Source organism: Enterobacter sp. 50588862, from assembly GCF_001462935.1.
Taxonomy (GTDB): Bacteria; Pseudomonadota; Gammaproteobacteria; order Enterobacterales; family Enterobacteriaceae; genus Enterobacter; species Enterobacter bugandensis.
In genome coordinates, this window is the sequence record NZ_LNHM01000049.1 from 188,129 (window position 1) to 211,645 (window position 23,517).

At 57.2% G+C, this 23,517-nt stretch carries 23 protein-coding genes; 16 read left to right on the forward strand and 7 right to left on the reverse strand.

Annotated features, from left to right (window positions below; all coding sequences use genetic code 11):
* Positions 1 to 5 precede the first annotated feature (5 nt).
* On the forward strand, positions 6 to 1,478 hold the full coding sequence (gene betB / locus APT89_RS22705) for a betaine-aldehyde dehydrogenase (RefSeq protein WP_045631292.1): 1,473 nt from the start codon (positions 6 to 8) through the stop codon (positions 1,476 to 1,478).
* Between the two features lie 13 nt (positions 1,479 to 1,491).
* Positions 1,492 to 3,156, forward strand: coding sequence for a choline dehydrogenase (gene betA, locus APT89_RS22710; RefSeq protein ID WP_060573708.1), 1,665 nt, complete (start codon positions 1,492 to 1,494; stop codon positions 3,154 to 3,156).
* Positions 3,157 to 3,242: 86 nt separating this feature from the next.
* On the opposite strand, the gene APT89_RS22715 is transcribed toward betA, so the two are convergent.
* Together APT89_RS22715 and APT89_RS22720 are read right to left on the reverse strand one after the other, a co-directional pair.
* A complete protein-coding gene (locus APT89_RS22715) occupies positions 3,243 to 4,370 on the reverse strand; it encodes a T6SS immunity protein Tli4 family protein (protein WP_060573710.1) in 1,128 nt (375 codons plus the stop codon).
* A complete protein-coding gene (locus APT89_RS22720) occupies positions 4,367 to 5,896 on the reverse strand; it encodes an esterase/lipase family protein (protein ID WP_072201819.1) in 1,530 nt (509 codons plus the stop codon). The genes APT89_RS22715 and APT89_RS22720 overlap by 4 nt, the downstream gene beginning before the upstream one ends.
* Before the next feature lie 198 nt (positions 5,897 to 6,094).
* On the opposite strand from APT89_RS22720, the gene APT89_RS22725 reads away from it, so the two are divergent.
* The 5 genes from APT89_RS22725 to APT89_RS22745 all read left to right on the forward strand — a co-directional run bounded on the left by APT89_RS22725 (position 6,095) and on the right by APT89_RS22745 (position 10,643).
* On the forward strand, positions 6,095 to 6,658 hold the full coding sequence (locus APT89_RS22725) for a fasciclin domain-containing protein (protein ID WP_024906966.1): 564 nt from the start codon (positions 6,095 to 6,097) through the stop codon (positions 6,656 to 6,658).
* A 43-nt stretch (positions 6,659 to 6,701) separates the two neighbouring features.
* Positions 6,702 to 7,256, forward strand: coding sequence for an RNA polymerase sigma factor (locus APT89_RS22730; RefSeq protein ID WP_060573714.1), 555 nt, complete (start codon positions 6,702 to 6,704; stop codon positions 7,254 to 7,256).
* Positions 7,253 to 7,900 carry an anti-sigma factor gene (locus APT89_RS22735; protein ID WP_041910972.1) on the forward strand — a complete coding sequence of 216 codons (648 nt, stop codon included), beginning with the start codon at positions 7,253 to 7,255 and terminating at the stop codon, positions 7,898 to 7,900. Before APT89_RS22730 ends, APT89_RS22735 begins: the two co-directional genes overlap by 4 nt.
* A 274-nt stretch (positions 7,901 to 8,174) precedes the next feature.
* A complete protein-coding gene (locus tag APT89_RS22740) occupies positions 8,175 to 8,915 on the forward strand; it encodes an SDR family oxidoreductase (protein ID WP_045335447.1) in 741 nt (246 codons plus the stop codon).
* Between the two features lie 33 nt (positions 8,916 to 8,948).
* The gene (locus APT89_RS22745; protein WP_041910974.1) at positions 8,949 to 10,643 is read left to right on the forward strand and encodes a thiamine pyrophosphate-binding protein; all 1,695 of its coding nucleotides are present in this window, start codon (positions 8,949 to 8,951) and stop codon (positions 10,641 to 10,643) included.
* Positions 10,644 to 10,676: 33 nt separating this feature from the next.
* Here the strand turns inward: APT89_RS22745 and APT89_RS22750 are convergent, their stop codons facing one another.
* On the reverse strand, positions 10,677 to 11,375 hold the full coding sequence (locus tag APT89_RS22750; RefSeq protein WP_041910975.1) for a GNAT family N-acetyltransferase: 699 nt from the start codon (positions 11,373 to 11,375) through the stop codon (positions 10,677 to 10,679).
* A 158-nt stretch (positions 11,376 to 11,533) separates the two neighbouring features.
* Between APT89_RS22750 and APT89_RS22755 the strand changes: the two genes are divergently transcribed.
* From APT89_RS22755 to APT89_RS22775, 5 genes are all read left to right on the forward strand, one after another.
* Positions 11,534 to 13,102 carry an ABC transporter substrate-binding protein gene (locus APT89_RS22755; protein WP_060573716.1) on the forward strand — a complete coding sequence of 523 codons (1,569 nt, stop codon included), beginning with the start codon at positions 11,534 to 11,536 and terminating at the stop codon, positions 13,100 to 13,102.
* A gap of 98 nt (positions 13,103 to 13,200) precedes the next feature.
* The gene (locus APT89_RS22760) at positions 13,201 to 14,214 is read left to right on the forward strand and encodes an ABC transporter permease (RefSeq protein WP_060573718.1); all 1,014 of its coding nucleotides are present in this window, start codon (positions 13,201 to 13,203) and stop codon (positions 14,212 to 14,214) included.
* A complete protein-coding gene (locus APT89_RS22765; RefSeq protein WP_041910978.1) occupies positions 14,214 to 15,047 on the forward strand; it encodes an ABC transporter permease in 834 nt (277 codons plus the stop codon). The genes APT89_RS22760 and APT89_RS22765 overlap by 1 nt, the downstream gene beginning before the upstream one ends.
* The gene (locus APT89_RS22770) at positions 15,040 to 15,849 is read left to right on the forward strand and encodes an ABC transporter ATP-binding protein (RefSeq protein ID WP_041910979.1); all 810 of its coding nucleotides are present in this window, start codon (positions 15,040 to 15,042) and stop codon (positions 15,847 to 15,849) included. The genes APT89_RS22765 and APT89_RS22770 overlap by 8 nt, the downstream gene beginning before the upstream one ends.
* A gap of 13 nt (positions 15,850 to 15,862) precedes the next feature.
* Positions 15,863 to 16,567: an ABC transporter ATP-binding protein gene (locus APT89_RS22775; protein WP_041910980.1), complete on the forward strand. Its 705-nt coding sequence runs from the start codon at positions 15,863 to 15,865 to the stop codon at positions 16,565 to 16,567.
* A 43-nt stretch (positions 16,568 to 16,610) separates the two neighbouring features.
* Here APT89_RS22775 and APT89_RS22780 read toward each other — a convergent pair whose 3' ends face one another.
* The 4 genes from APT89_RS22780 to budA form a co-directional block, all read right to left on the reverse strand.
* Positions 16,611 to 17,084, reverse strand: coding sequence for a cold-shock protein (locus APT89_RS22780; protein ID WP_045909648.1), 474 nt, complete (start codon positions 17,082 to 17,084; stop codon positions 16,611 to 16,613).
* A 131-nt stretch (positions 17,085 to 17,215) separates the two neighbouring features.
* The gene (locus tag APT89_RS22785; protein ID WP_060573720.1) at positions 17,216 to 17,986 is read right to left on the reverse strand and encodes a (S)-acetoin forming diacetyl reductase; all 771 of its coding nucleotides are present in this window, start codon (positions 17,984 to 17,986) and stop codon (positions 17,216 to 17,218) included.
* Between the two features lie 20 nt (positions 17,987 to 18,006).
* Entirely contained in the window at positions 18,007 to 19,686 is a 1,680-nt protein-coding gene (alsS, locus tag APT89_RS22790) for an acetolactate synthase AlsS (RefSeq protein ID WP_045631531.1), read from the reverse strand.
* 13 nt (positions 19,687 to 19,699) lie between these two features.
* Positions 19,700 to 20,479 carry an acetolactate decarboxylase gene (gene budA, locus APT89_RS22795; RefSeq protein ID WP_120787311.1) on the reverse strand — a complete coding sequence of 260 codons (780 nt, stop codon included), beginning with the start codon at positions 20,477 to 20,479 and terminating at the stop codon, positions 19,700 to 19,702.
* Between the two features lie 105 nt (positions 20,480 to 20,584).
* On the opposite strand from budA, the gene APT89_RS22800 reads away from it, so the two are divergent.
* The 4 genes from APT89_RS22800 (at position 20,585) to APT89_RS22810 (ending at position 23,501) form a co-directional block, all read left to right on the forward strand.
* Positions 20,585 to 21,466 carry a LysR family transcriptional regulator gene (locus APT89_RS22800; protein WP_060573724.1) on the forward strand — a complete coding sequence of 294 codons (882 nt, stop codon included), beginning with the start codon at positions 20,585 to 20,587 and terminating at the stop codon, positions 21,464 to 21,466.
* A 243-nt stretch (positions 21,467 to 21,709) separates the two neighbouring features.
* Positions 21,710 to 21,817, forward strand: a complete 108-nt coding sequence (locus APT89_RS24845) for an ash family protein (RefSeq protein WP_157843337.1) — start codon at positions 21,710 to 21,712, stop codon at positions 21,815 to 21,817.
* A 26-nt stretch (positions 21,818 to 21,843) separates the two neighbouring features.
* The gene (locus APT89_RS22805) at positions 21,844 to 22,299 is read left to right on the forward strand and encodes a hypothetical protein (RefSeq protein ID WP_041910986.1); all 456 of its coding nucleotides are present in this window, start codon (positions 21,844 to 21,846) and stop codon (positions 22,297 to 22,299) included.
* A 224-nt stretch (positions 22,300 to 22,523) separates the two neighbouring features.
* Entirely contained in the window at positions 22,524 to 23,501 is a 978-nt protein-coding gene (locus APT89_RS22810) for an HNH endonuclease (RefSeq protein ID WP_041910987.1), read from the forward strand.
* Positions 23,502 to 23,517: the final 16 nt, after the last annotated feature.

Here is a 23,517-nt window from a genome sequence, read left to right on the forward strand (position 1 = left end):
AATTTATGTCCCGAATGGCAGAACAGCAGCTTTATATCAATGGTGGTTATACATCGGCCACCAGCGGTCGCACCTTCGAGACCATCAACCCGGCCAACGGTGAAGTCCTGGCGAGCGTGCAGGCCGCCGGGCGCGAAGACGTCAATCGCGCCGTGGAAAGCGCAACGCGCGGGCAAAAAATCTGGGCGGCGATGACCGCCATGGAGCGCTCGCGCATCCTGCGTCGTGCCGTCGACATCCTGCGCGAGCGCAACGACGAGCTCGCGAAGCTTGAAACCCTCGACACCGGTAAAGCGTATTCCGAAACCTCAACCGTCGACATCGTCACCGGTGCGGACGTGCTGGAGTACTACGCGGGGCTGATCCCGGCGCTGGAAGGCAGCCAGATCCCGCTGCGCGATACCTCGTTCGTCTACACCCGCCGCGAGCCGCTGGGGGTTGTGGCGGGTATCGGCGCGTGGAACTACCCGATCCAGATCGCCCTGTGGAAATCGGCCCCGGCGCTGGCGGCGGGCAACGCGATGATCTTCAAGCCGAGCGAAGTCACGCCGCTTACCGCCCTGAAGCTTGCGGAGATCTACACCGAAGCGGGCGTTCCGGACGGCGTGTTTAACGTCCTGCCGGGCGTAGGCGCGGAGACCGGCCAGTACCTGACCGAGCACCCGGGCATCGCGAAAGTCTCCTTTACCGGCGGCGTCGCCAGCGGCAAAAAAGTGATGGCCAACTCGGCGGCCTCGTCCCTGAAAGAGGTGACGATGGAGCTGGGCGGCAAATCGCCGCTGATTGTGTTTGACGATGCGGATCTCGATCTCGCGGCGGACATCGCGATGATGGCGAACTTCTTCAGCTCCGGCCAGGTGTGCACCAACGGCACCCGCGTGTTCGTACCCGCGAAATTTAAAACCGCGTTTGAGCAGAAAATCGTCGAGCGCGTGGGCCGCATCCGCGCGGGCGATCTGTTCGATGAACGCACCAACTTTGGCCCGATGGTCAGCTTCCCGCACCGCGACAGCGTGATGCGCTACATCGCCAAAGGCAAAGAAGAAGGCGCGCGGGTGCTGTGCGGCGGCGACGTGCTGAAGGGCGACGGATTTGATAACGGCGCGTGGGTGGCCCCGACCGTGTTCACCGACTGCACCGACGAGATGACCATCGTGCGCGAAGAGATCTTCGGCCCGGTGATGTCCATCCTCACCTATGAAAGCGATGAAGAAGCCATTCGCCGCGCCAACGACACCGACTACGGGCTGGCGGCAGGCATCGTCACGACCGACCTGAACCGCGCCCACGGCGCCATTCATCAGCTTGAAGCGGGCATCTGCTGGATCAACACCTGGGGTGAATCCGCTGCGGAGATGCCGGTTGGCGGCTACAAGCACTCCGGCATTGGCCGCGAGAACGGCGTGATGACGCTGCAGAGTTACACCCAGGTGAAGTCCATCCAGGTTGAGATGGGTAAATTCCAGTCCATATTTTAACCGGGAGGTTTATTTGCAATTTGACTACATCATTATCGGGGCCGGCTCTGCCGGCAACGTACTGGCTACACGACTGACTGAAGATCCGAACACCACCGTCCTGCTGCTTGAGGCGGGCGGGCCGGACTACCGTTTTGATTTCCGCACCCAGATGCCTGCCGCGCTGGCCTTCCCGCTGCAGGGCAAGCGCTACAACTGGGCGTACGAAACCGAGCCAGAACCCTTCATGAACAACCGCCGCATGGAGTGCGGACGCGGCAAAGGGCTGGGCGGCTCGTCATTGATCAACGGCATGTGCTACATCCGCGGTAACGCGATGGACCTCGACCACTGGGCGAAAGAGCCTGGCCTGGAGCACTGGAGCTACCTCAACTGCCTGCCCTACTACCGCAAGGCAGAGACCCGCGACGTGGGGCCGAACGACTACCACGGCGGCGACGGTCCGGTGAGCGTCACCACCTCTAAGCCGGGCGTAAACCCGCTGTTTGAAGCAATGGTGGAAGCAGGCGTGCAGGCGGGCTATCCGCGCACCGACGATCTCAACGGCTACCAGCAGGAAGGCTTCGGCCCGATGGACCGCACGGTTACGCCGCAGGGCCGACGCGCCAGCACCGCGCGCGGCTATCTGGACCAGGCAAAACCGCGTCCGAACCTGACCATCCGCACCCACGCCATGACCGATCGCATCCTCTTTGAGGGCAAGCGCGCGGTGGGCGTCGAGTGGCTGGAGGGCGAAAGCACTATTCCGTCAAAAGCGACGGCGAATAAAGAAGTCCTCCTGTGCGCAGGCGCCATTGCGTCACCGCAGATCCTCCAGCGTTCCGGCGTAGGCAACGCTGAGCTGCTGAAGCAGTTCGATATCCCGCTGGTGCATGATTTACCCGGCGTGGGCGAAAACCTGCAGGATCACCTGGAGATGTACCTCCAGTACGAATGCAAAGAGCCGGTTTCCCTCTACCCTGCCCTGCAGTGGTGGAACCAGCCGAAGATTGGCGCGGAGTGGCTGTTTGGCGGCACCGGCGTGGGCGCGAGCAACCACTTCGAAGCGGGCGGATTTATCCGCAGCCGCGAGGAGTTCGAGTGGCCGAACATTCAGTACCACTTCCTGCCGGTAGCGATTAACTACAACGGCTCAAACGCGGTGAAGGAACACGGCTTCCAGTGCCACGTCGGCTCCATGCGCTCCCCGAGCCGTGGACACGTGCGCATTCAGTCGCGCGATCCGCACCAGCATCCGGCGATCCTGTTCAACTATATGTCTCACGAGCAGGACTGGCAGGAGTTCCGCGACGCGATCCGCATTACCCGCGAGATCATGCACCAGCCGGCGCTGGACAAATACCGCGGTCGTGAAATCAGCCCGGGCGTCGAATGCCAGACCGACGAACAGCTGGATGAGTTCGTGCGCAACCACGCGGAAACGGCGTTCCACCCGTGCGGCACCTGCAAGATGGGTTACGACGAGATGGCGGTGGTCGACGGCGAAGGCCGCGTTCACGGGCTGGAAGGGCTGCGCGTGGTGGATGCGTCGATTATGCCGCAGATCATCACCGGCAACCTGAACGCCACCACCATTATGATCGGCGAGAAGATTGCCGACGCCATTCGTGGACGCGAGCCGCTGGCGAAGAGCACGGCCGCGTATTATGTGGCGAACGGGGCACCGGTCAGGCGCTGAGTTGCCTGACTACGTTTCAACAATGGTTAGGAACTCAGTTTCATAGATTAAATTCCCCGGACGTCGCCACCGGGGATTTGTACCAGTCAGAACGCATTGTCCCTGAGACGAAAAGAACGGGTAATGCGATCCCAAATCGCCACAAGCTCAGCGTCGCTATAGGCTGATGGGGGAGCAGTGTCGCTGCCTTCGGGTGGGATTTCGTTGCTTAACGTCAGATCAAGACTGGGATGCATGAAGTCTGCATTTGTCTCATTCGCTACGGCGGTAAACATGAGCTGCGCTGAGGAATTATCGGATGAACTTTTTGGTGGGGCCTTAATCAGCCATTCACTGGCCGCGAAACCGGCAATCTGCGTTTCACCCTTACGTAATGTGCGTCCATTAATGCTGTTGATATAAGACTGAATTTCCCCGGTTCGCTCCAGCATGGTGGTGCTTTCTTTCAGAGCATTATTGCTCCAGACGATAAAAGAAAATGCCGAACTGTGCGGATAAATAAAAGTGATGTCTTCCTTTGGTTTTCCGTTCCCGTCACGGATAAACCCTTCTGAAATACAGGTGCCCGGGTGTGTCGGGATTTCATCATCTTTTCGCACGCTCAGACGGGACATTAAGTCCTGTAGCTCTGCTAGTTTCTGAGGTTTGTTATTAATATGGCCAGGACTAACACCAGCATTGATAAAATCCTCCTTATCTTGTTGATATTTAGGATCTGATAAATCGATAATATCCTGACTGAGGATAAACGCTACCCCATCTATATACAGGTGCCCTTCCAGAGTGCGGCCATATCCTCCTTCACTCCCATTTCTATTCCGGTCAAATATCACCGCATTCTCATTGATCCGGTACACCTGCTTTAAGAAAGGCTGATCCACTGTCCTCACTGTATGCCCGTTCAGCAACTCCTGCTCTCGTAGCCGGATACGTTGTTCAAATGCCGGGCGATAAAGTCGCTTGCTGCTGATGCTGATCTCATTGATTTTGGCATCTTCGGTCCGGGTGTTTTCAAAAGAGGTCGGAACCTCAAACACATAGCGCCCCACGCACTGGGCTTTTGTGGAGGCAAACAGGGTATCAACCATACGTTTTTCCTTAGCAGTCAATTCTGGTGGCGTATGAACAAACGTCACAAAGTTGTGAATATAGAATCCTGCCGCCAGCAACAGCATCGCCAGCGGAATAAGCAGGGGAAACGGGAATTTTTTCATGGTGCCGGCACCTGCTGCACGATTTTTACCACCGAGCGGACTGTGAACATCAGGGCGTCGGACAGATCGCTGTAAACTGAACGGGAGCGATCTACAGGATCAACGGCATAGGCCCCTTCATGGTCAACATTGGTCGCCAGCACCCCAAGAATTCTGGGGGACCTGGTCCGGATCGCCTTTACTGGCACCGTGCCATCGCCGGGCGTTCCTGCGGAAATCAACTCAAAGGTTGTTCCTGCATCATACCGATATGTCGGTGACGATGGCTCTGGATAGCCCATCACCGGTACAGGCCGCAGAACAGGCCGTTCTTTCCACGTCAGAAAAGCATCAGACTTATTGTCTGCACTCGCGCCATAAAACAGCCAGGTCTGCGGGTGGTATTTTCCATTCAGTTTTTCAATGAATTCTTTAACTGGATTCTTTATCCGGTAAACAAAATCTTGCCACTCACTATTCGTATCCCCCAGCAGCAAATCCTTCTCACACAGCCGCCACCAGTCAGTTTTGTTCAGGTATATTTCCGTGTATGGATCGCTTTTTGGCAGAGATTGTTGCGTACCACCGCTCTCGATTTTCAGCCAGCCAGGACCGTAAGCCTTGCCCGGCAGCAACTGTAACGGACCGGGAGACTGGGCCAGGACAGGCACCAATTTCTCGGCACTGTCCCCGATAATTATCCCGGTAATTCCCCGTTCGCCGGTTTTCATACGTCGATAAGCCGCTGGCGAGCCAAGGTCCGGCATCACCCCGTGGACAATCCCCAGAATATTGCCCTGACCGTTCATGTTTTCTGAATAATGCCGGGCAACCAGGCCTCCCATCGAATGGGTAACCAGAATGACTTTATCCACCGCGAGACGACCGTGATATAACCCCAGAACCTTGCTGATATATTGGCCAAGCAACGCCGCCGAATCAGCATTCGACTGTAGCCAGTTATAGCCAAAAACGTGAAGCGGGTATAAAAAGTGGTGGCCGTGCGCAGTTTCTTCTTCCGTCAGCACTTGCTCTGCAGGTTCGTCACCGATCCTTACACCGGTAAAACGCTGCCGCGCCGTTTGTAATTGCGCTTCACGGAAATAATTATCTAACAGGATATCGTCGTCACTGAGTAGGTACTGCAACCGGTCAAGCGCCTCGCCGTAGCTCATATAAAACGCACTTCCCCACCCCCGTGCACGGCGGGACGGGAATTTTTTGCCATCTGCCCCTTCATTGAAGATATTCCCGCTGTCATCAACGGATGTGGTTTTTGGGTCCAGAAGCTGTTTTCTTTTCTCCGGGCCTGCTAACGGCCATTTTTTAAGCGATTCGACGCTGAACTGCCAGACTTTGTTGTCTTTATTTTTTAAATTTGACCCCATGACTCCAGGAATAAAAATAACCGGAATGATTTTATGCGGCGGCATAAGGCAAACCGCCACGTAATTATTTTCTTTTGGCTGGGAGATCAATTCATAATGAAACCGTCCATTGTCGTCCCAGATGGGCCGATGATAAGCACGATTTTCAGAGTCATCCATGAGTTTAAGTTCCTGATATTGGAGATCCAGAAGGGCATTAGCGCATAAAACCCGCGAACAGAACTTAACCAAAATCAACTTTCAAATTCACTTCCCCCCCTTCCAAAAATATTTTCATCCTCCTGCATCCAGTTTCCACCCGCCCCTCGTATATCAGTCTGAGAGCAACCCCTTTGCTCCCCAATCCGAGGAAAGATGATGAAAAAGCTAACCCGTGTTGCATTCGTAACCAGCGCTTTACTCTTCTGTGCAGGCGCATCAGCCGCCATGACGTCAGGCTCCGTGATGGTGGGCGGAGCGGAAATGTTCCCGAGCAAAAATATTGTTGAAAACGCCATAAACTCGAAAGATCACACCACGCTGGTAGCCGCCGTCAAAGCGGCAGGACTGGTGGACACGCTTCAGAGCAAAGGGCCGTTCACCGTGTTTGCGCCGACCAATGCAGCGTTTGCGAAATTGCCTGCCGGCACGGTCGAGAACCTGGTCAAACCCGAAAACAAAGCCACGCTCACCAGCATCCTGACCTATCACGTGGTCGCCGGTAATTACGATATGAAAGCGCTGGAGCAGAAAATTAAACAGGGCGGCGGCCACGCGGAGCTGAAGACCGTTAACGGTCAGCCGCTGTGGATCATGAGCAACGGCCCGCACAATATTCAGCTTAAGGACGGTAAAGGCAATGTGGCGAACATTAGCACCTATGATGTTCATCAAAAAAACGGTGTGATCGATGTGATTGATACCGTCCTGATGCCTAAGTAGTTGTCTATACTTCGGAAGTGTGACGTTGCCTTCCGGGAAAAACATGGATAACGCGCTGGCTGAACAGCAAATGAAATTAATGCAGGCGGTCGCAAACGGCGATCGCCGTGCATTTGAACAACTTTATCGACTCACGTCGCCACACCTGTTTGCCGTCGCGCTGCGCATGCTGCGTGACCGCGCGTGGGCAGAAGAGATCCTTCACGACTGTTTTATCACCGTCTGGAGTAAAGCCGAAACCTACAACGCTACACTGAGCTCCCCGATGACCTGGCTTACGCACATTGTGCGCAACCGCTGTATTGACTGGCTGCGCAGCGGGCAAACCCGCGCTGCCGACCGCGAGACGGCGTATAACGACGCGATTCTGCCTTGCGAGAACGATGAGCAGAATAACTGGCACGACGATGTGCAGGCAGAACGGCTCAGGCATTGTCTCGAACATTTGAGCAGCGAGCAGCGCCAGAGCATTACGCTCGCCTACTATCAGGGAATGTCTCACAGCGACATTGCCGACTGGCTCCAGCAGCCTGTAGGCTCGGTGAAAAGCTGGATACGTCGGGCAATGGATCATCTTCGGGAGTGCGTGGGGCTATGAATGACGCAGAAAAACGCGACGACATGCTGGCAGCAGAGTATGCCCTCGGCACGCTGCGGGGAGGAGCACGGCTTCAGTTCCAGAAAAGGGTCCTCCGTGAACCGGCTCTGGCCGCCCGCGTGGCGTACTGGCAGGACATGTTCAGCACGCTGGATAGTCATCTTGTGCCCGTCCCTCCACCCGAGACGGTGTGGAAAAGAATCGCCCTCGACCTGCCGCCCAAAAAGCCTTTACGCAAAAGTCGGCCTTATGTCGGCTGGATGGTTGCGGCCTCCCTCGCCGCCCTGTCGGTCGTTGCCTGGTATGCCACCCGTACACCGGAACTCGTTCCGCTGATGGTCCTCAACGATGCCCAACAGCACGGGGAATGGGTCGTCAGCGCGGATGCCAGCCGCCAGCACCTGAGCATTGCCCCTCTTCGGCCGACGGCCGTCGCGGCGCAACACAGCCTCCAGCTTTGGCTGATCCCTGGCGGGCAGGCGCCAGTCTCCATGGGGCTGCTGCATAACGACATACCGACACGCGTCACCCTCAGGAACACAACGCTCCCTCCTGACGCCACGATAGCCATAAGCCTTGAACCAGAGGGCGGATCGCCCACTGGACTCCCCACAGGCCCGGTGCTTTACAGTGGCAAATTGTAATTCTCAGGCCCTGTTCGCAGGGCCGCTATCGTGACCCCATTTCATTTATATACTATTCTCGGTTACCTATAAGAATTAAATATTAAGCCTGTAAATAATTTAATTATTAAAAAACGACATTGACAGACTCTTGCGTACTCCATTAAGTTTTAAACGAACATCATTTTATTTCCGATACACAATATATCAAAAAACCGCATTAATGAATTTGTCATTATTCATTAATGCTTCTCTGCCTTTTATTTTTTGCATCACTCAATAGCGAGATAAGATCATGAATAATAGTGCAAACAAGGTTGTTGTCATTACCGGTGCCAGCAGCGGTATTGGTCAGGCGATTGCCCTCCATTTAGCGAATAACGCGTTTTCGCTGGTGCTGGTGGCGCGCCGTCTGGACAGAATTAATGCCCTGGTGGATCAGATTATTCAGCAAGGCGGCAAGGCGATAGCCGTGAAGGCCGACGTGACTCGTCAGGAAGAGGTTCAGCGCGCCATTGACGCTGCCGTTGCCGCCTACCAGCGCGTGGATGTGCTAATCAACAACGCGGGCTTTATGGCTATCGCTCCCTTGAGCGAGCTGAAAACCGACGAATGGGACAAGATGATTGACACCAATCTGAAAGGGGTGCTGTACGGCATCGCGGCCGCGTGGCCGGTGTTCCAGCGTCAGGGCAGCGGGCATTTTATTAACGTTGCCTCCGTCGCGGGCATCAAGGTGCTGGCACCTGGCGGCGTGGTGTACAGCGCCACAAAATTCGCCGTCCGCGCGCTGAGTGAAGGCTTACGTCAGGAGGCGGGTAAAACCCTCCGCACGACGCTTATTTCGCCCGGTGCCGTCGAAAGCGAGCTGCAATTCGGTAGCTCTGACGAAGAGAGCAAAAAATTTCTCCATGAGTTTTATAAGCAGGCTATTCCGGCTGACGCAATTGCCCGCGCGGTTTTATTTGCTATTGAACAGCCTGGCGACGTTGATATTAATGAAATTGTTGTGCGTCCAACGCAGGAAGAATTTTAGCCTGGGTTAAATAATACTGAATGAGGTGTCAGTATGATTAAATCATTAACGTCCTTATCAGATCTCAATATGCGAACGGGTGCCGATATTCTTCTTGAAGTGCTAGAGAGTGAAGGCGTGGAATATATTTTTGGCAACCCCGGTACCACCGAGCTTCCTCTGATTGATGCCCTGCTTCGCCATGAAAATATTCACTATATTCTGGCGCTTCAGGAGAGCACCGTGGTGGCGATTGCCGACGGCTACGCGAAAGCCTCCGGCAAAACGGGCTTTATCAATTTGCATACCGCGAGCGGCCTGGGGCACGGCATGGGGAATCTGATTAATTCGCGGATCATGAAAACCCCGCTGGTGGTGACCGTTGGACAGCAGGATACGCGACACTACGTCCGCGACCCGCTACTGTATGACGATATTGTGTCCATCGGCTCTCCGGTCATGAAGTGGGCGCAGGAGGTTACCAGCGCCGACCAGCTCCCGGTGCTGGTGCGCCGCGCGTTTCACGCTGCCAGCTATCCTCCGGCCGGTCCGGTGCTGCTCTCCCTGCCGATGAACGTGATGGAAGAGCTGAGCGATGCCGGGATACAGACGGCGTCGAGAGTGAACTACCACACCGTGGCGGGCTCGCTGGACGAGCTGGCGGAGGCGCTCAGCGAGATCGCGCCGGGCAGGATCATGATTGTGGCGGGCGATGAGGTGCACTCCAGCGGCTCGACGCAGGAGATTGTCGAGCTGGCGGAAGCGCTCAGCGCCCACGTCTACGGCTCCTCCTGGCCGCTGAATTTGCCTTTTCCCACTCAGCACGCGCTCTGGCGGGGCAATATGCCCACCACCGCCAGCGAAATCGCCAGCGTCATCAATGCCTACGATGCCGTATTTATCATCGGCGGCAGAAGCCTGATCACCATTTTGTACAGCGAGGGGGAGGCTATTCCGGCGACCTGCGCGGTGTATCAGCTCTCGGCGGATATGCACGAGCTTGGCCGCACCTATGCCACTCGCCTTTCGGTGATGGGGGATATCAAGCTCTCCCTGCACGAACTGTTGCCGAAGCTTGATCAGCGCCTGATCGCCAGCAGGCTGGTCCACAAGCGGCTGCTGGTTACGGCCCGCGACGAACGAGAGAAGGAGTGGCAGCAGCAGGAAGAACGTCTCGCCGCCGAGCGGCTACGCCCGGCCCTTTCGCCGATGGTCGCAGCCTGGGAAGTCATCCGATCCATTCCGGCGGGTACCACCATCGTTGATGAGGCGATAGCGACCGCCAGGCATGTCCGCCGGTTCATCTCTGACCAGCAGCACCAGCGCTACTACTTTATGCGCGGCGGCGGACTGGGCTGGGGGATGCCCGCAGCAGTAGGTCACTCGCTGGGGCTGGGCCGCGAGCCGGTAGTGTGTTTAGTTGGAGACGGAGCCTCCTTCTACTCGCCGCAGGCGCTCTGGACGGCGGCACACGAAAATCTGCCGGTCACCTTTATCGTCATGAATAACAGGGAGTACAACATCCTGAAAAACTTTATGAAGAGCCAGGCTGACTACAGCTCAACGCGGCTGGGGCGTTTTATCGGGATGGACCTGGTGAACCCGCATATCGATTTTCAGTCGCTGGCCACCGCCATGGGCGTCCACTGCTGCCGGGTGACCGAGGCTGCGGATATCGCCGAAGCGGTAACGCGCGGCCTGCAGTCAGGAAAAACCAACCTGATTGAAATCGCGATTTCCGCGGATTAACCGCGCGTTTACGCTGTACCCTACATAAAAAACTTATAACCGAAACGCCTCAAGCCGCTTTATCTGCCGCCCTTCCTCGTCAAAATTCTCTGCCGCCAGCCAGGCGCGCAGCTCCGCGTCTCTTTGCGGCCACTCGCCGTCAATAATAGAAAGCATATCGCTGTCGCGGTTACGCCCTTTGCGCACCAGCTTCTGGCGTAGGCGTCCCTCCCAGATAAACCCCAGCCGCTCCGCCGCATTTCGTGAGGCGGTGTTCATCGAATCGCATTTCCATTCCAGTCGACGGTACTTATGCTCAAAGGCATTTTTCAGCAACAGCCACACCGCTTCGGTACCCAAACGAGTGCCTTTCATTTTACGCGACCAGGTGACGTGACCAATTTCCACCGAGCCCTGAAAACGTTCAATCGCCATATAACTCACCAGCCCGACCGCCTTTTCGGTACGCAGATCGATGACGGCAAAGGGCACCAGGTCGTCATCCAGCACCTTTCCGAGCACCCAGTGCGCCGTGGCCTCAACGCTCATGGGCTGAGTACTGGCAAGCCACGTCCAGTCGCTGTCGTCACCCAGCGCATAGGCTTCAAACAAATCAGCCGAATGGCGGTCAGCATCCAGCGGCTCCAGACGGCAGTACTGGCCGAACAGCGGCGTGCGGGTTAAGACCCGGGCGCATTTCCAGTCCGGGACGATATCGTTAACGGTTTGACCATGTTGATTGATTTCGGGCACGACGGTGACTCCCAGGAAGATAAGCGCCTAATAACCAGCCTGTATGCGTTATATCCGGATGGTATAAGCAAAGCAGAATTTCGACTTTGAGGAAATCCTCAGTCAGCCTAACGTAACGAAGCATATAACAATCACAATATATTTTTTCAGGGATCGCTATGACTAAAAAACTGCTGCCGTTACTGGTGCTGGCTGCGCTCTCAAGCGTTGCCCACGCTGCTACTCCGCCCAACACGCTGGTTGTCGCCCAGGGTCTTGATGATATCGTGAGCCTTGACCCGGCCGAAGCCAACGAGCTTTCCAGCATCCAGACCGTGCCGAGCCTGTACCAGCGTCTGGTACAGCCGGACCGCGATAACCCGGAAAAAATCACCCCGATTCTGGCGGAAAGCTGGGAGGCCGACGCGGCAGCAAAAACCCTGACGATTAAACTTAAGCCGGATGCGAAATTCGCCTCCGGCAACCCGCTGCGCCCGGAAGACGTGATTTTCTCTTATACCCGCGCCGTGACGCTGAACAAATCCCCAGCCTTTATCCTCAACGTGCTGGGCTGGGACGCGAGCAACATCGCCAGCCAGTTGAAAAAGGTGGACGATCACACCCTTACGCTTCACTGGACGGCGGACGTCAGCCCGTCTGTGGCGCTGAATATCCTCTCCACGCCGATAGCCTCCATCGTCGATGAAAAGCAGGTCGCGGCAAACGTCAAAGATAATGACTTCGGCAACGCGTGGCTGAAAATGCACTCGGCGGGCAGCGGCGCGTTCAAAATGCGCGTCTACCAGCCGCATCAGGCCATCGTGCTGGAAGCCAACGACGCCGCGCCCGGCGGCGCGCCGAAGTTGAAAAGCATCATCATTAAGAACGTCCCCGACCCGGCCTCCCGCCGCCTGCTGATCCAGCAGGGTGATGCGGACGTGGCGCGCGATCTGGGTGCAGACCAGATTAGCGCGCTGGACGGCAAGCCGGGCGTGAAGGTGCTGAGCATTCCGTCCGCCGAGCAGAATTACCTGGTGTTTAACACCGGCAACAGCGCCAATCCGCTGCTGAATAACCCGGCGTTCTGGGAAGCGTCGCGCTGGCTGGTCGACTATGACGGCATCACGAAGAACCTGCTGAAAGGCCAGTATTTTGTTCACCAGAGCTTCCTGCCGGTCGGCCTGCCGGGCGCGCTGGAGGACAATCCGTTCCAATTTGACCCGGCAAAAGCGAAGGCCATTCTCGACAAAGCGGGCATTAAAGACGCGCATTTCACGCTGGACGTGGAGAACAAGCCGCCGTTTATCACCATCGCCCAGTCCATGCAGGCGAGCTTTGCCCAGGGCGGCGTGAAGGTCGATCTGCTGCCTGCCGCCGGGAGCCAGGTGTATGCCCGCGTGCGCGCGAAGCAGCATCAGGCGGCGATTCGTCTGTGGATCCCGGACTACTTCGACGCGCACTCTAACGCCAGCGCCTTCGCGTGGAACGACGGGAAGTCCAGCACCGTGGCCGGGCTTAACGGCTGGAAAATTCCGGAGCTGAACAAGGCCACGCTGGCGGCGGTAGCCGAGCCGGATCCGGCGAAGCGACTGGATCTGTATAAGAAGATGCAGGAACAGCTGCAGCATAGCTCGCCGTACGTGTTCGTCGATCAGGGTAAAACCCAGATCGTGGTGCGCGATAACGTGAAGGGGTATCAGCAGGGGCTGAACGCGGATATGGTCTGGTACGATCGCGTCACGAAGTAGCCCTTGTTGCCGGGTGGCGCTGCGCTTACCCGGCCTACGTTCTCGGTTTTTGTAGGCCGGGTAAGGCGAAGCCGCCACCCGGCGTGAAGAGATTTCCCATGCCACATCTTTCCACCCGCGTGCTTCAGGGTCTGCTGACCCTGCTGCTCACGCTCTTCGGGCTGCTGCTCGTCACGTTTGCGCTCTCGGCGTTTTCACCGGTCGATCGCGTGCTGCAGATCGTCGGCGATCACGCCAGCCAGTCAACCTACGATCAGGTTCGCCACCAGCTTGGGCTGGATCGGCCCCTGCCCGTGCAGTTCTGGCACTACCTGCAAAACCTTGCCCACGGGGATTTAGGCATGGCCAGCGCCACCGGGCAGCCGGTGTTGCAGGACCTGCTGCACGCCTTCCCCGCCACGCTGGAGCTGGCGACGTTGGCGTTAATCATCGGGTCCGTGCTCGGCGTGTTTGCCGGGGTGCTGTGCGCCCGCTACGCCGGTTCGCCGCTCGATCTCGCCATCAGAACCCTCACCCTGCTCGGCAACTCGGTGCCGATCTTCTGGCTCGGCCTGCTGATGCTGGCCCTGTTCTATGCGAAGCTGCAGTGGAGCGCTGGCCCCGGCAGGCTGGACGACATCTGGCAGTTCACCGTGGAGCCGCGCACCGGCTTTGCGCTGGTTGATACCTGGCTTTCCGGCGACCGCGAGGCGTTCCGCAACGCCATCAGCCACCTGGTGCTGCCGGTGCTGCTGCTGGCCTATTATTCGCTGGCAAGCATTACCCGCCTGACGCGCTCCGCCTGCCTGAGCGAGATGAACAAAGAGTACATCCTGCTTGCCCGCGCCAAGGGTGCCGGGGAGATGACTATTCTGCTGCGCCACGTGCTGCCGAACATTCGCGGCACCCTGCTGACGGTGATTGCCCTCGCCTACACCAGCATGCTGGAAGGCGCGGTACTGACCGAAACCGTCTTCTCCTGGCCGGGGATCGGGCGCTACCTCACCACCGCCCTGTTCGCCGGAGACACTACCGCCATCATGGGCGGCACGCTGCTGATTGGCGTGAGCTTTGTACTGATCAATAACCTTACCGACCTGCTTGTGCGGGCGACCGATCCCAGGGTGCGCTGATGCCGTTTTATCTTTTCTTACACCGACTGCGCCGCTCTCCTGCCGCATTTTGCGGGCTGGTTGCCATCGCGCTGCTGGTCGTTATCGCCCTGTTCGCGCCGTGGCTTGCGCCGCTTGACCCGAACTGGCAGGACGCCGCCGCGCGCTTACAGGCACCCAATATCCAGCACTGGCTGGGTACCGACAGCTACGGGCGCGACCTGCTTTCGCGCCTGATTTACGGCACGCGTCCGGCGCTCGGGCTGGTGGCGTTAGTCACCGTTATCACCCTGCCCGCCGGGCTGCTGGTGGGGATTTTGTCCGGCTACTACGGCGGCTGGATGGAGCGCATCCTGATGCGTTTTACCGACGTGGTGATGTCGATGCCGCGCCTGATCCTCGCCTTCGCGTTTGTGGCGATGCTCGGCCCCGGGCTGGTCAACGGCGCGCTGGCGCTGGCCTTAACCACCTGGCCTGCCTACGCGCGTCAGGCGCGGAGTGAAATTCAGCGTCTGCGCCACAGCGACTATCTCGCCGCCGCCGAGATGATGGGCATTCGCGGGCTGCGCCTGCTGGTCGGCCATATTCTGCCCCTGTGCCTGCCGTCCGCGATTGTGCGGCTGGCGCTGGATCTGGCGGGGATTATTCTGGCGGCCGCCGGGCTGGGCTTCCTCGGTCTTGGCGCGCGTCCGCCGATGGCCGAATGGGGCGCAATGATCGCCGACGGTATGCAGGTCATTTTCGACCAGTGGTGGATTGCCGCCATTCCGGGCGGAGCGATTCTGTTTGCCAGCCTGGCCTTTAACCTGCTGGGCGACGGCCTGCGCGACGTACTGGAGCCACAGCATGACTGAACAACGCGTTATCGTCGATGCGCTGAATATCGACTACCCCGCCGCGCGCGTGGTCAACAACCTGAGCTTCTCGCTTGGCAACGAGCGGCTGGCGCTGGTGGGGGAATCCGGCTCGGGCAAGTCGATGTCCGCCCGCGCGCTTATGGGGCTGGTGCGCAAGCCCGGCATCGTAAGCGCGAACCGGCTTAACGTGCTCGGCAACGACCTGCTGACCCTGAACAGCCGACGCTGGCAGGCGCTGCGCGGCAACGGAATTGCGATGGTCCTGCAGGACCCGCGCTACGCGCTGAATCCGGCGAAAAACGTCGCCGCTCAGCTTGATGAGGCGCTGACCCTGCATCAGCGCCTGCCCCGCGCTGAACGCCTGGCGCGCATTCACGACATCATCCGCGCCGTCGGGCTGGGCGAGAACGTGCTGTCACGCTATCCCGGCGAACTCTCCGGAGGCATGGGCCAGCGGGTGATGATCGCCATTGCGCTGATCAACAACCCGCAGGTGCTGATTGCCGACGAACCGACCTCCGCGCTGGACGCCCGCCTGCGTAACCAGATCCTTGAGCTGCTGGTGCAGCAGAGCGAAGAACGCCAGATGGCGATGCTGTTAATCAGCCACGATTTGCCGCTCGTCGCGGAACACTGCGACCGCGTGCTGGTGATGTATCAGGGCGAAAAGGTCGATGAGATGGCGGCGAACCGGCTCCCGCAGGCGACGCATCCGTACACGCGAACCCTGTGGACCTGCCGTCCGAATGCCAGTACCTATGGCCAGTTGCTGCCGACGCTTGACCGCTCGCAGCCTTAGAAGGAGACCGATAATGACGCTCGTTGAAGTTAAGGATCTCCAGGTGAGCTTCGGGGAGAAAACGGCGGTGTCCGCCGCCAGCTTTGCCATCGAAAAAGGCGAAACCTTCAGCCTGATCGGTGAATCCGGCTGCGGGAAATCGACTATTCTGCGCGTGCTGGCGGGGCTGCAGCGCGAGTGGAACGGCCGCATTTCGATCCTGGGAGACGCGCTACGGCCAGGACGGCGTTTTGAAGGCGAGCTTCGCCGCAACGTGCAGATGGTGTTTCAGGATCCGTGGGCGTCGCTGCACCCAAACCACACCATTGCGCGCACCCTGTCGGAGCCGTTAAACATTCGCGGCGAAACCCAGGTTGCCGAAAAGGTGGCGGATGCGCTACAGCAGGTAGGGCTTTCAGCCGACGCGGGTAAACGTTATCCGCACCAGCTTTCCGGCGGCCAGCGCCAGCGTGTGGCCATTGCCCGCGCGCTGCTGCTGCGCCCGCAGCTTCTGCTGCTGGACGAGCCGACCTCGGCACTGGATATGTCCGTGCAGGCGGAAATTCTCAATCTTTTGAACCGCCTGAAGGCCGAGCACGGCATGACCTATCTGCTGGTGAGCCATGATGCGGACGTGATTGCGCATATGTCCGACAGGGCAGCGTTTATGGCGCACGGGGAGATCCAGAGGGTGTTTGACCGTGAGGCGATGTTACGGGGCGAGCACAGAATGGGTTAAGTTTTGCAGGCCGGGCAAGGCATCGCCGCCGCCCGGCAAACAATCACTTCAGCAGCTTCACCGTGGCATCAATATCGATCTCATCTTCGGTGAAGATCAGCGTCGTGTTCTGGAAGGTGGTGATCGCCAGCTTCTTCACCGTGCGCATTTCGCCCGGCTTTTTATCAGATTTCGGCTTGATGCTGTTCATCAGCAGCCCCACCGACAGCACCGCGTTCTCTTTGTCGATTTTGGTATCCGCGGGCTCTTCTTCGTTGAACACCACGAAGGATTTGATCGAGGTGAGCTTTACGCGCTCGCCTGCGATATAGAGATGTTTGCTTTCGGGGATCACCTTCACCGCGTAGGCGGAGAGGCCTTTGTTGTTGGTGGTTGGCTCGAAGGTCACCGCAGCGTCTTTTTTAATCAGATCGGGGTTCGCGACCTTAATCACATGAAAATAGCGGTTGTCGCCGTTTTCATCTTTGATAAATCCGAAGCCTTTATCTTTAAACCACGTTGTGATTGTACCGTTCATCGCTGTTACCGCCTGTCAGATCGTAATGACTAAAGTTTTGCAGCGCGCAGTGTAATGCACAATGGCGGAGGAGACAAAAAAAAGCCCCTGCACGGGGGCAGGGGAAAACTCATGTCAGAGCTTATTAGAATTTAGTTGAACACCATCCCACCATCGATGAGGAGAGACTGTCCGGTCATATAGTCAGAGTCTGGCCCGGCAAGATATGAAACGCAGGCGGCAACATCTTCCGGTTCGGACAGGCGGCCAAGCGTAATGCGTTTGGCAAAGGTCTCGGTCCCGTAGCCGAGCGGTTTACCCGCTGTCTCGGAGACCTGACGGTCGATCTCCGCCCACATCGGCGTTTTAACGATGCCCGGGCAGTAGGCGTTAACGGTGATCCCCAGCGGAGCAAGATCCCGTGCGGCGGTCTGGGTTAAGCCGCGCACCGCAAATTTACTGGAACTGTAGACGGCCAGCTCCGGGTTGCCGGTATGCCCCGCCTGGGAGCAGGCGTTGATGATTTTGCCGCCGTGTCCCTCTTTGCGGAACGCGTCAATCGCGGCCTGAATGCCCCAGATCACCCCTTTCACGTTGATGTTGTAGACCTTGTCGACAATCTCCGGCGTGATGGATTCGATCGGCGTGGACGGCGCCACCCCGGCGTTGTTGACGATAACGTTGAAGCCGCCCAGTTCGGTGCGGGCTTTCTCCACCGCCGCAAACACCTGCTCGCGGTCAGAGACGTCCACCTTCACGGCGACAGCCTTCCCGCCGCTGCGGGTGATTTCATCGGCAACCGCTTTCGCCGTCTCTTCGTTGTAATCGGCGATAGCGACGGCAAAACCATCCTTCACCAGACGAAGCGCGATCGCTTTGCCAATCCCCTGGCCTGAGCCTGTTACGAGAGCCACTTTTTGCATTTCTCTGTCCTTATGTTGATTCACAAAATCTGGCTGAGATGGAGCTGGCCCATCAGCAGCGGGTTATCGCTGTAGTCGACGGGAATGGCCACCACGGCCGGGCCATCGACATCCATTGCGGCACGCAGCGTCGGTTCGAGCGCGTCGGCACTCTCGACGGCAAAACCTTTTGCGCCGAACGCATCGGCATAGGCTTTGAAATCGACGGGGCCGAACTCGACGCCGGAAAGACGCTGGTATTTTTTCTCTTCCTGAATGGCAACCATGTTGTAGGCGTTATCCACCCAGATGATATGCAGCACGTTGGCGTTGAGGCGCACGGCGGTTTCCAGCTCCATGCTCGACTGCAAAAAGCCCCCGTCCCCGGAGACCGACACCACTTTGCGGCCCGGGTTGACCAACCACGCGCCAATCGCCCACGGCAGCGCCACGCCCATGGTCTGCTGACCGTTGGAGATCATCACCTGACGCGCACGGAAGCTGTAGAGGTAGCGGGCGATCCAGATGTGGAAGCTGCCCATATCGACGGTAAGCGTCACGTCGTTATTCACGATGTCCTGCATGGCGCGCACAATGCGCAGCGGATGCAGGGCAAACTGGTTAAGCGATGCGCCGCGGCGGTCGAGGAGGTCCCGCTGATGCTGGCGATCGACCAGAATTTCCGAGGCGCGCTGGCTCAGTTCAAGCTTGTGCTCAATGCGGCTGGCGAGCAGGTTCAGCGTGGCGGCGATATCCCCCACCAGCTCCAGATCGGGAACATACTTGCGCTCCTCATAGGCGGGCAGCACGTCAATGTGCACCAGCGTGGCGTCGCCGCTGTTCCACATAGAAGGCTCGTACTCCACCGGGCTGTAGCCGATGCAGATAATCAGATCCGCCAGATGCAGCAGCCGGTCGCCCGCCTGGTTGTTAAACAGGCCGACGCGCCCGGCAAAGCGGGTGAAGTGCTCCTGATTCACCGCCCCGGCGGCCTGATAGGTGCTGGTGACCGGAATGCGGCTTTTTTCCAGCAGCTTGCGCAGCGCGGCGCTGTTGGCGGGCTGGCTGGCCATCAGGCCGAGTAAGATGACCGGGTTTTTGGCCTTTTCAATAAGCTTCGCCACGTCGTTAATGGCGGATTCCGGTGCCGGCCCCATCAGCGCGGGACCGCTGGCGGGCAAAATCGCCCCCGTGGTGGGCTGGTCGACAATATCCTGCGGCAGGCTGACAAACGCCCCGCCCGGCCTGCCGTGCTCGGCGGCGCGAAACGCGTTGGACACCACCTCGGCAATCGCGTCCGGGGAGTTCACTTCTACGGCGTATTTCGTCACCGGGCTGAACATCGCGACGGTGTCCATGCTCTGATGCACCAGCTTCGCTTTATCTGCCCGCTTCACCGCCCCACCCAGCGCGACCACCGGGTCGCCTTCGCTGTTGGCGGTGGCAATACCGGTGATCAGGTTCGAACAGCCCGGTCCGGAGGTGACCAGCGCCACCCCGGCTTTGCCGGTCAGACGCCCCACTGCCGCCGCCATAAACGCCGCGTTGGCCTCGTGGCGTACCGGAATGATCTTGATGGAGGAGTCCAGCAGGGAGTCAAAGACCTTGTCGATCTTCGCGCCCGGTATGCCGAATACCTGCTTCACGCCCTGCGCTTCCAGCTGGCCGACAACCAAATCGGCGCCGTGCGCCCACTGACGTGACTGTTTCTCACTGTTCACGGTAGTTCTCCTGTTAGTTTTCGACGGCGCGGATAGCCGCATCAAGGTTGCTGGGGTGCAGGTTGGCCTGTAAGAACGCGCTGTCGGCGGGCAGGTCAATCATCAGCTTGTGGATTTCGCCGAAGGTGAGCACACCGCTCTCCAGCTGGTAGTCGAGCAGGTGACCCCCGCCCTGACGGTCATCGGTGATGAAATGCTCGTGATAGCCCGCCACGTTGATGCCCTGCATGTGCTGCGGCGTGCGGAACCCAACCAGTACGCCCTCGCGCTGGTTAAAGCGGAACACCGGCTGGTCGTCCAGCACGTCGGTCATCGCCCGGTACGGCGGCGTCTGGCGCGGTACGGTGCGGGTGTGGGCGTGGCGGAACTTACCGTCGATGCGCAGCGCGCAGAACAGGTTATCGGAGGGGATCTGCTGGTCGATCACGTCGTGGATCTGCTGACGGCTGACCGGCCCGTCGAAGGTTTTGCGGTACTGCGGCTGGAACCAGGTCATCACCGCGAACGGCGTCTTTTGCTCCGGCTTCGCGGCGCGGGCGCTGCCGTCGGCGCGCAGCTGGTACACCTGGCTGCTGAAGGCAATCATTTCGCCGTCCAGCTCGTTAAAGGTGCCGAGGCCAAAATCGCCGTGTGCCAGCAGGTCGGCGATGGTGGTCTCCCCTTCGTAGACGCCGCTTAGCAGGGCGCTCATTAGCGATGTCTGATAGATCACGCTGTCAGGATGTTGAGCCGAGAACCCGCGCAGGGTCTCGCATAAACTCGCCTCACAGTCGCATGCAGATGAATGCATCATCATGCTCGTCCTCTTCAACTTTATTTAGAAAGGTTAAATAAATGTTGACCCGATTCAGCAGAGAGTTCCAATATAGAAACCATGCTGGTTTGAGACGTTTTAGATATGGAACTTCGTTATCTGCGCTATTTTGTCGCGGTTGCACGCGAGCGACACTTCACCAGGGCGGCCGAAGCGCTGGGTATTTCACAACCTCCTCTGAGCCAGCAGATCAAAAGGCTTGAGGAGGAAGTGGGCACGCCGCTGTTCAGACGCCTGACGCGGGGCGTGGAGCTGACCGAGGCGGGAGAAGCGTTCTATGAGGATGCCTGCAAGATCCTGGCGCTGAGCGACGCGGCGCTGGAAAAGGCCCGCGGCATTGCGCGCGGGCTGAACGGCAATCTGTCGATTGGCATCACCAGCTCCGACGCTTTTCATCCCAAAATTTTCGCGCTGATCCGCCAGTTTCAAATGCAGAACATGGCGGTACAGGTTCACCAGGTGGAAGCCAATATGTCGTCGCTGACGACGATGCTGGCGGAGGGTGAGCTGGATATCGCCTTCGTGCGCCTGCCGTGCGAGAGCAGCAAGGTGTTTGAGTTAAAAATCCTCGACCGGGAGCCGATGGTGGTGGCACTGCACCGCGATCATCCGCTGGCGGCGTGCGATTCGCTGGCGTTAGAACAACTGCGGGATACGCCGGTGGTGCTGTTCCCGCAGGAGGTCGCGCCGGGCCTGTATGACCGGGTTTACGGCTGCTGCGAGCGGGCCGGGATTGACGTGCAGCGCGCGCTGCAGTCGTCGCAGCTTTCATCCTCCCTGAGCATGGTTTCCGCAGGCGGCGGGTTCGCGCTGGTACCGAAATCCATGGCGGCCATTTCTCCGCCGAATGTGACCTACCACGCGCTGAGTTCACCGGCGCTCTATACCGATATCGCGCTCTGCTGGCGGCGCTTTGAACGTTCGCGGACGGTGAAGCGGTTTCTGGCAATGATGAGCGAGGGGTAGCGGCCAGTTTGGTTGGTGGTTTTTGTAGGCCGGGTAAGGCGTAGCCGCCACCCGGCAATGCCGTTCTGGAAGCCGCCTCGCAAACCTGCAAGCAACCTTATGTAATCCAGGGTTATCTCTTTTCATCCCTTCTTCGCGGACGTAAAGTGCCTGCGTTGCGGCACATCCGTAACCGGGCGTAGGAACCCGTTAGCATAAAGCGATATTTTTTGTCGCGACAGCGCATATCCCGTTAGAATCACGGTGGCGCTGACGGAGCAGTCGAAAGGCTGGCCGTTTTTCTTTATGCACGGTATTCCTACCTCCGTCAGCGCTACCCCCTCTGAGCGTAGGAACTCATCGGGCGGTTAATATTTTTTGCATAAAGAGGATGCCTTATGGCTACTATCCCTGGATTTACTTACGCGCTTACTGAAGAAAGCGCTGTTTATCACCTTCTCCACCTGCAACTTCCCGATTCTGCGGATCTCTTCGAGCTGGCCGATGCCTGCACCGCGTATGTTAGCGTGCTGGTGGAAACTGACGACGCGGTGACGTTTGCCACGCTCTGCAAGCGATTGCTGGCTGTGCTGAAGCGGCTGCGTGAGTGCTGCGATGCCGAACTGCCTTCGTATCTGGTTGAACAATTGATCGCAGGGGAAAAGATTACCTCCTGCGTGCCGGACTGCTGGCAGGAGACGACGCTGCAAGTGGACTATGCCGTGGCGTTAACGCTGGCGGTGATGGACGGGACACTGCCTGCGAGCGTGGCGAAAGAACTCGTCGGGCTACTGCATGATATGGTTTGGCTGTTAGCGGAGTATGTGAAGGAGCCGTATATAACGGCGCACTGAGGCGGGTGATTGGGGCCGGGGTTCTGCTGGATAAAAAGCGGGATTTCGGCCTTATGCAAAATGCAACGGTGTTTGTTGAATGTTCATTAGGAGCGAGGAGCAGACATTAGAAGCTATCATCTATAGTCGAAGTGCTACAGAAGATCATAAATTGTACACTTTGTTCTCAACATCCCATTATTGCTTTATGATCAATTGTAATTTTTTATGATGGAATCAAACGGATGAATCAGAAAGCATGGTCTTTTAAAGCAGTAGGTAATGATGATCTCCGTTACTTTGGGAATAATGGTTATCACGATGACTCAACTAGTTTTTACCAATATGACAATTTTGTACCAAACCATAAGCAAGTCAAAAAAGGAGATATTGTCATAATAACTGATAGGAATAACGTTCTGGGTATATCAGTTATAGATAATTTATCATCTTCCCCATATTTAAAAGCTCGTAACCGATGCCCATATGAGAATTGCACACCAGCAAAATTGACCCTTCGAAAATCAAGAAACCCAAAGTGGCGATGTAGCAATAATCATGAATTTGAGCAGCCCAAAGTAGAAAACGTGCCGGCACTCAAATTTAAAGCTGAGTATAAGCAAAACTATATACCCATTAACTCTATCTCCATGATGGATCTAATATCTCATACCCCGCGTTACAACGTTCAAAGTTCAATTCAAGAAATTGATTTTGAATGGGCAAGTAGCCTATTTATTAGCCACCATCAGCTGAAGCCTTCTGAAGCTGACATTGATCATACTCCTCTCGATGCAGATGATCAGCGTAAGGCGGTTTTACGGCAAATTAAGCAAAGGCGTGGGCAAAAAACTTTCCGTGACACTTTGTTATCTCAAGAAGCTAAATGTGCAGTTAGTGGCTGTGAAATCATTGATATCCTCGAAGCGGCACATATCACTGCATACAAAAACGATACACATAATCATATAAGCAATGGAGTTTTATTGCGTTGTGATATGCATACCCTTTACGATCTAGACCTATTTGCAATCGAACCGGATTCATTGATAATTTACTTCTCTCCACAGATCAAAGACAAAGAGTACGTAAGATATCATGGTAAAAAGCTGCATGTAACGTATAAAGTTAACCACGGTGCACTTGTCGAAAGATGGAAAAGGTTTACTAAAAAATATAATTTGGATGAAGTTAACTCGCTAAATCTTATCATGCATAGTTAATCAATACTCTCAATAA

What these genes read in the sequence shown, in the direction of transcription:
- APT89_RS22755 (WP_060573716.1), top strand. Translation starts at nt 11,534, where the DNA reads ATGACTAAAAAACTGCTGCCGTTACTGGTGCTGGCTGCGCTCTCAAGC.
- APT89_RS22765 (WP_041910978.1), top strand. Translation starts at nt 14,214, where the DNA reads ATGCCGTTTTATCTTTTCTTACACCGACTGCGCCGCTCTCCTGCCGCA.
- APT89_RS22805 (WP_041910986.1), top strand. Translation starts at nt 21,844, where the DNA reads ATGGCTACTATCCCTGGATTTACTTACGCGCTTACTGAAGAAAGCGCT.
- APT89_RS22720 (WP_072201819.1), bottom strand. Translation starts at nt 5,896, where the DNA reads ATGGATGACTCTGAAAATCGTGCTTATCATCGGCCCATCTGGGACGAC.
- APT89_RS22735 (WP_041910972.1), top strand. Translation starts at nt 7,253, where the DNA reads ATGAATGACGCAGAAAAACGCGACGACATGCTGGCAGCAGAGTATGCC.
- APT89_RS22770 (WP_041910979.1), top strand. Translation starts at nt 15,040, where the DNA reads ATGACTGAACAACGCGTTATCGTCGATGCGCTGAATATCGACTACCCC.
- APT89_RS22740 (WP_045335447.1), top strand. Translation starts at nt 8,175, where the DNA reads ATGAATAATAGTGCAAACAAGGTTGTTGTCATTACCGGTGCCAGCAGC.
- APT89_RS22810 (WP_041910987.1), top strand. Translation starts at nt 22,524, where the DNA reads ATGAATCAGAAAGCATGGTCTTTTAAAGCAGTAGGTAATGATGATCTC.
- budA (WP_120787311.1), bottom strand. Translation starts at nt 20,479, where the DNA reads ATGATGCATTCATCTGCATGCGACTGTGAGGCGAGTTTATGCGAGACC.
- APT89_RS22775 (WP_041910980.1), top strand. Translation starts at nt 15,863, where the DNA reads ATGACGCTCGTTGAAGTTAAGGATCTCCAGGTGAGCTTCGGGGAGAAA.
- APT89_RS22745 (WP_041910974.1), top strand. Translation starts at nt 8,949, where the DNA reads ATGATTAAATCATTAACGTCCTTATCAGATCTCAATATGCGAACGGGT.
- APT89_RS22760 (WP_060573718.1), top strand. Translation starts at nt 13,201, where the DNA reads ATGCCACATCTTTCCACCCGCGTGCTTCAGGGTCTGCTGACCCTGCTG.
- APT89_RS22800 (WP_060573724.1), top strand. Translation starts at nt 20,585, where the DNA reads ATGGAACTTCGTTATCTGCGCTATTTTGTCGCGGTTGCACGCGAGCGA.
- APT89_RS22725 (WP_024906966.1), top strand. Translation starts at nt 6,095, where the DNA reads ATGAAAAAGCTAACCCGTGTTGCATTCGTAACCAGCGCTTTACTCTTC.
- betB (WP_045631292.1), top strand. Translation starts at nt 6, where the DNA reads ATGTCCCGAATGGCAGAACAGCAGCTTTATATCAATGGTGGTTATACA.
- APT89_RS22715 (WP_060573710.1), bottom strand. Translation starts at nt 4,370, where the DNA reads ATGAAAAAATTCCCGTTTCCCCTGCTTATTCCGCTGGCGATGCTGTTG.
- APT89_RS22785 (WP_060573720.1), bottom strand. Translation starts at nt 17,986, where the DNA reads ATGCAAAAAGTGGCTCTCGTAACAGGCTCAGGCCAGGGGATTGGCAAA.
- APT89_RS22730 (WP_060573714.1), top strand. Translation starts at nt 6,702, where the DNA reads ATGGATAACGCGCTGGCTGAACAGCAAATGAAATTAATGCAGGCGGTC.
- APT89_RS22780 (WP_045909648.1), bottom strand. Translation starts at nt 17,084, where the DNA reads ATGAACGGTACAATCACAACGTGGTTTAAAGATAAAGGCTTCGGATTT.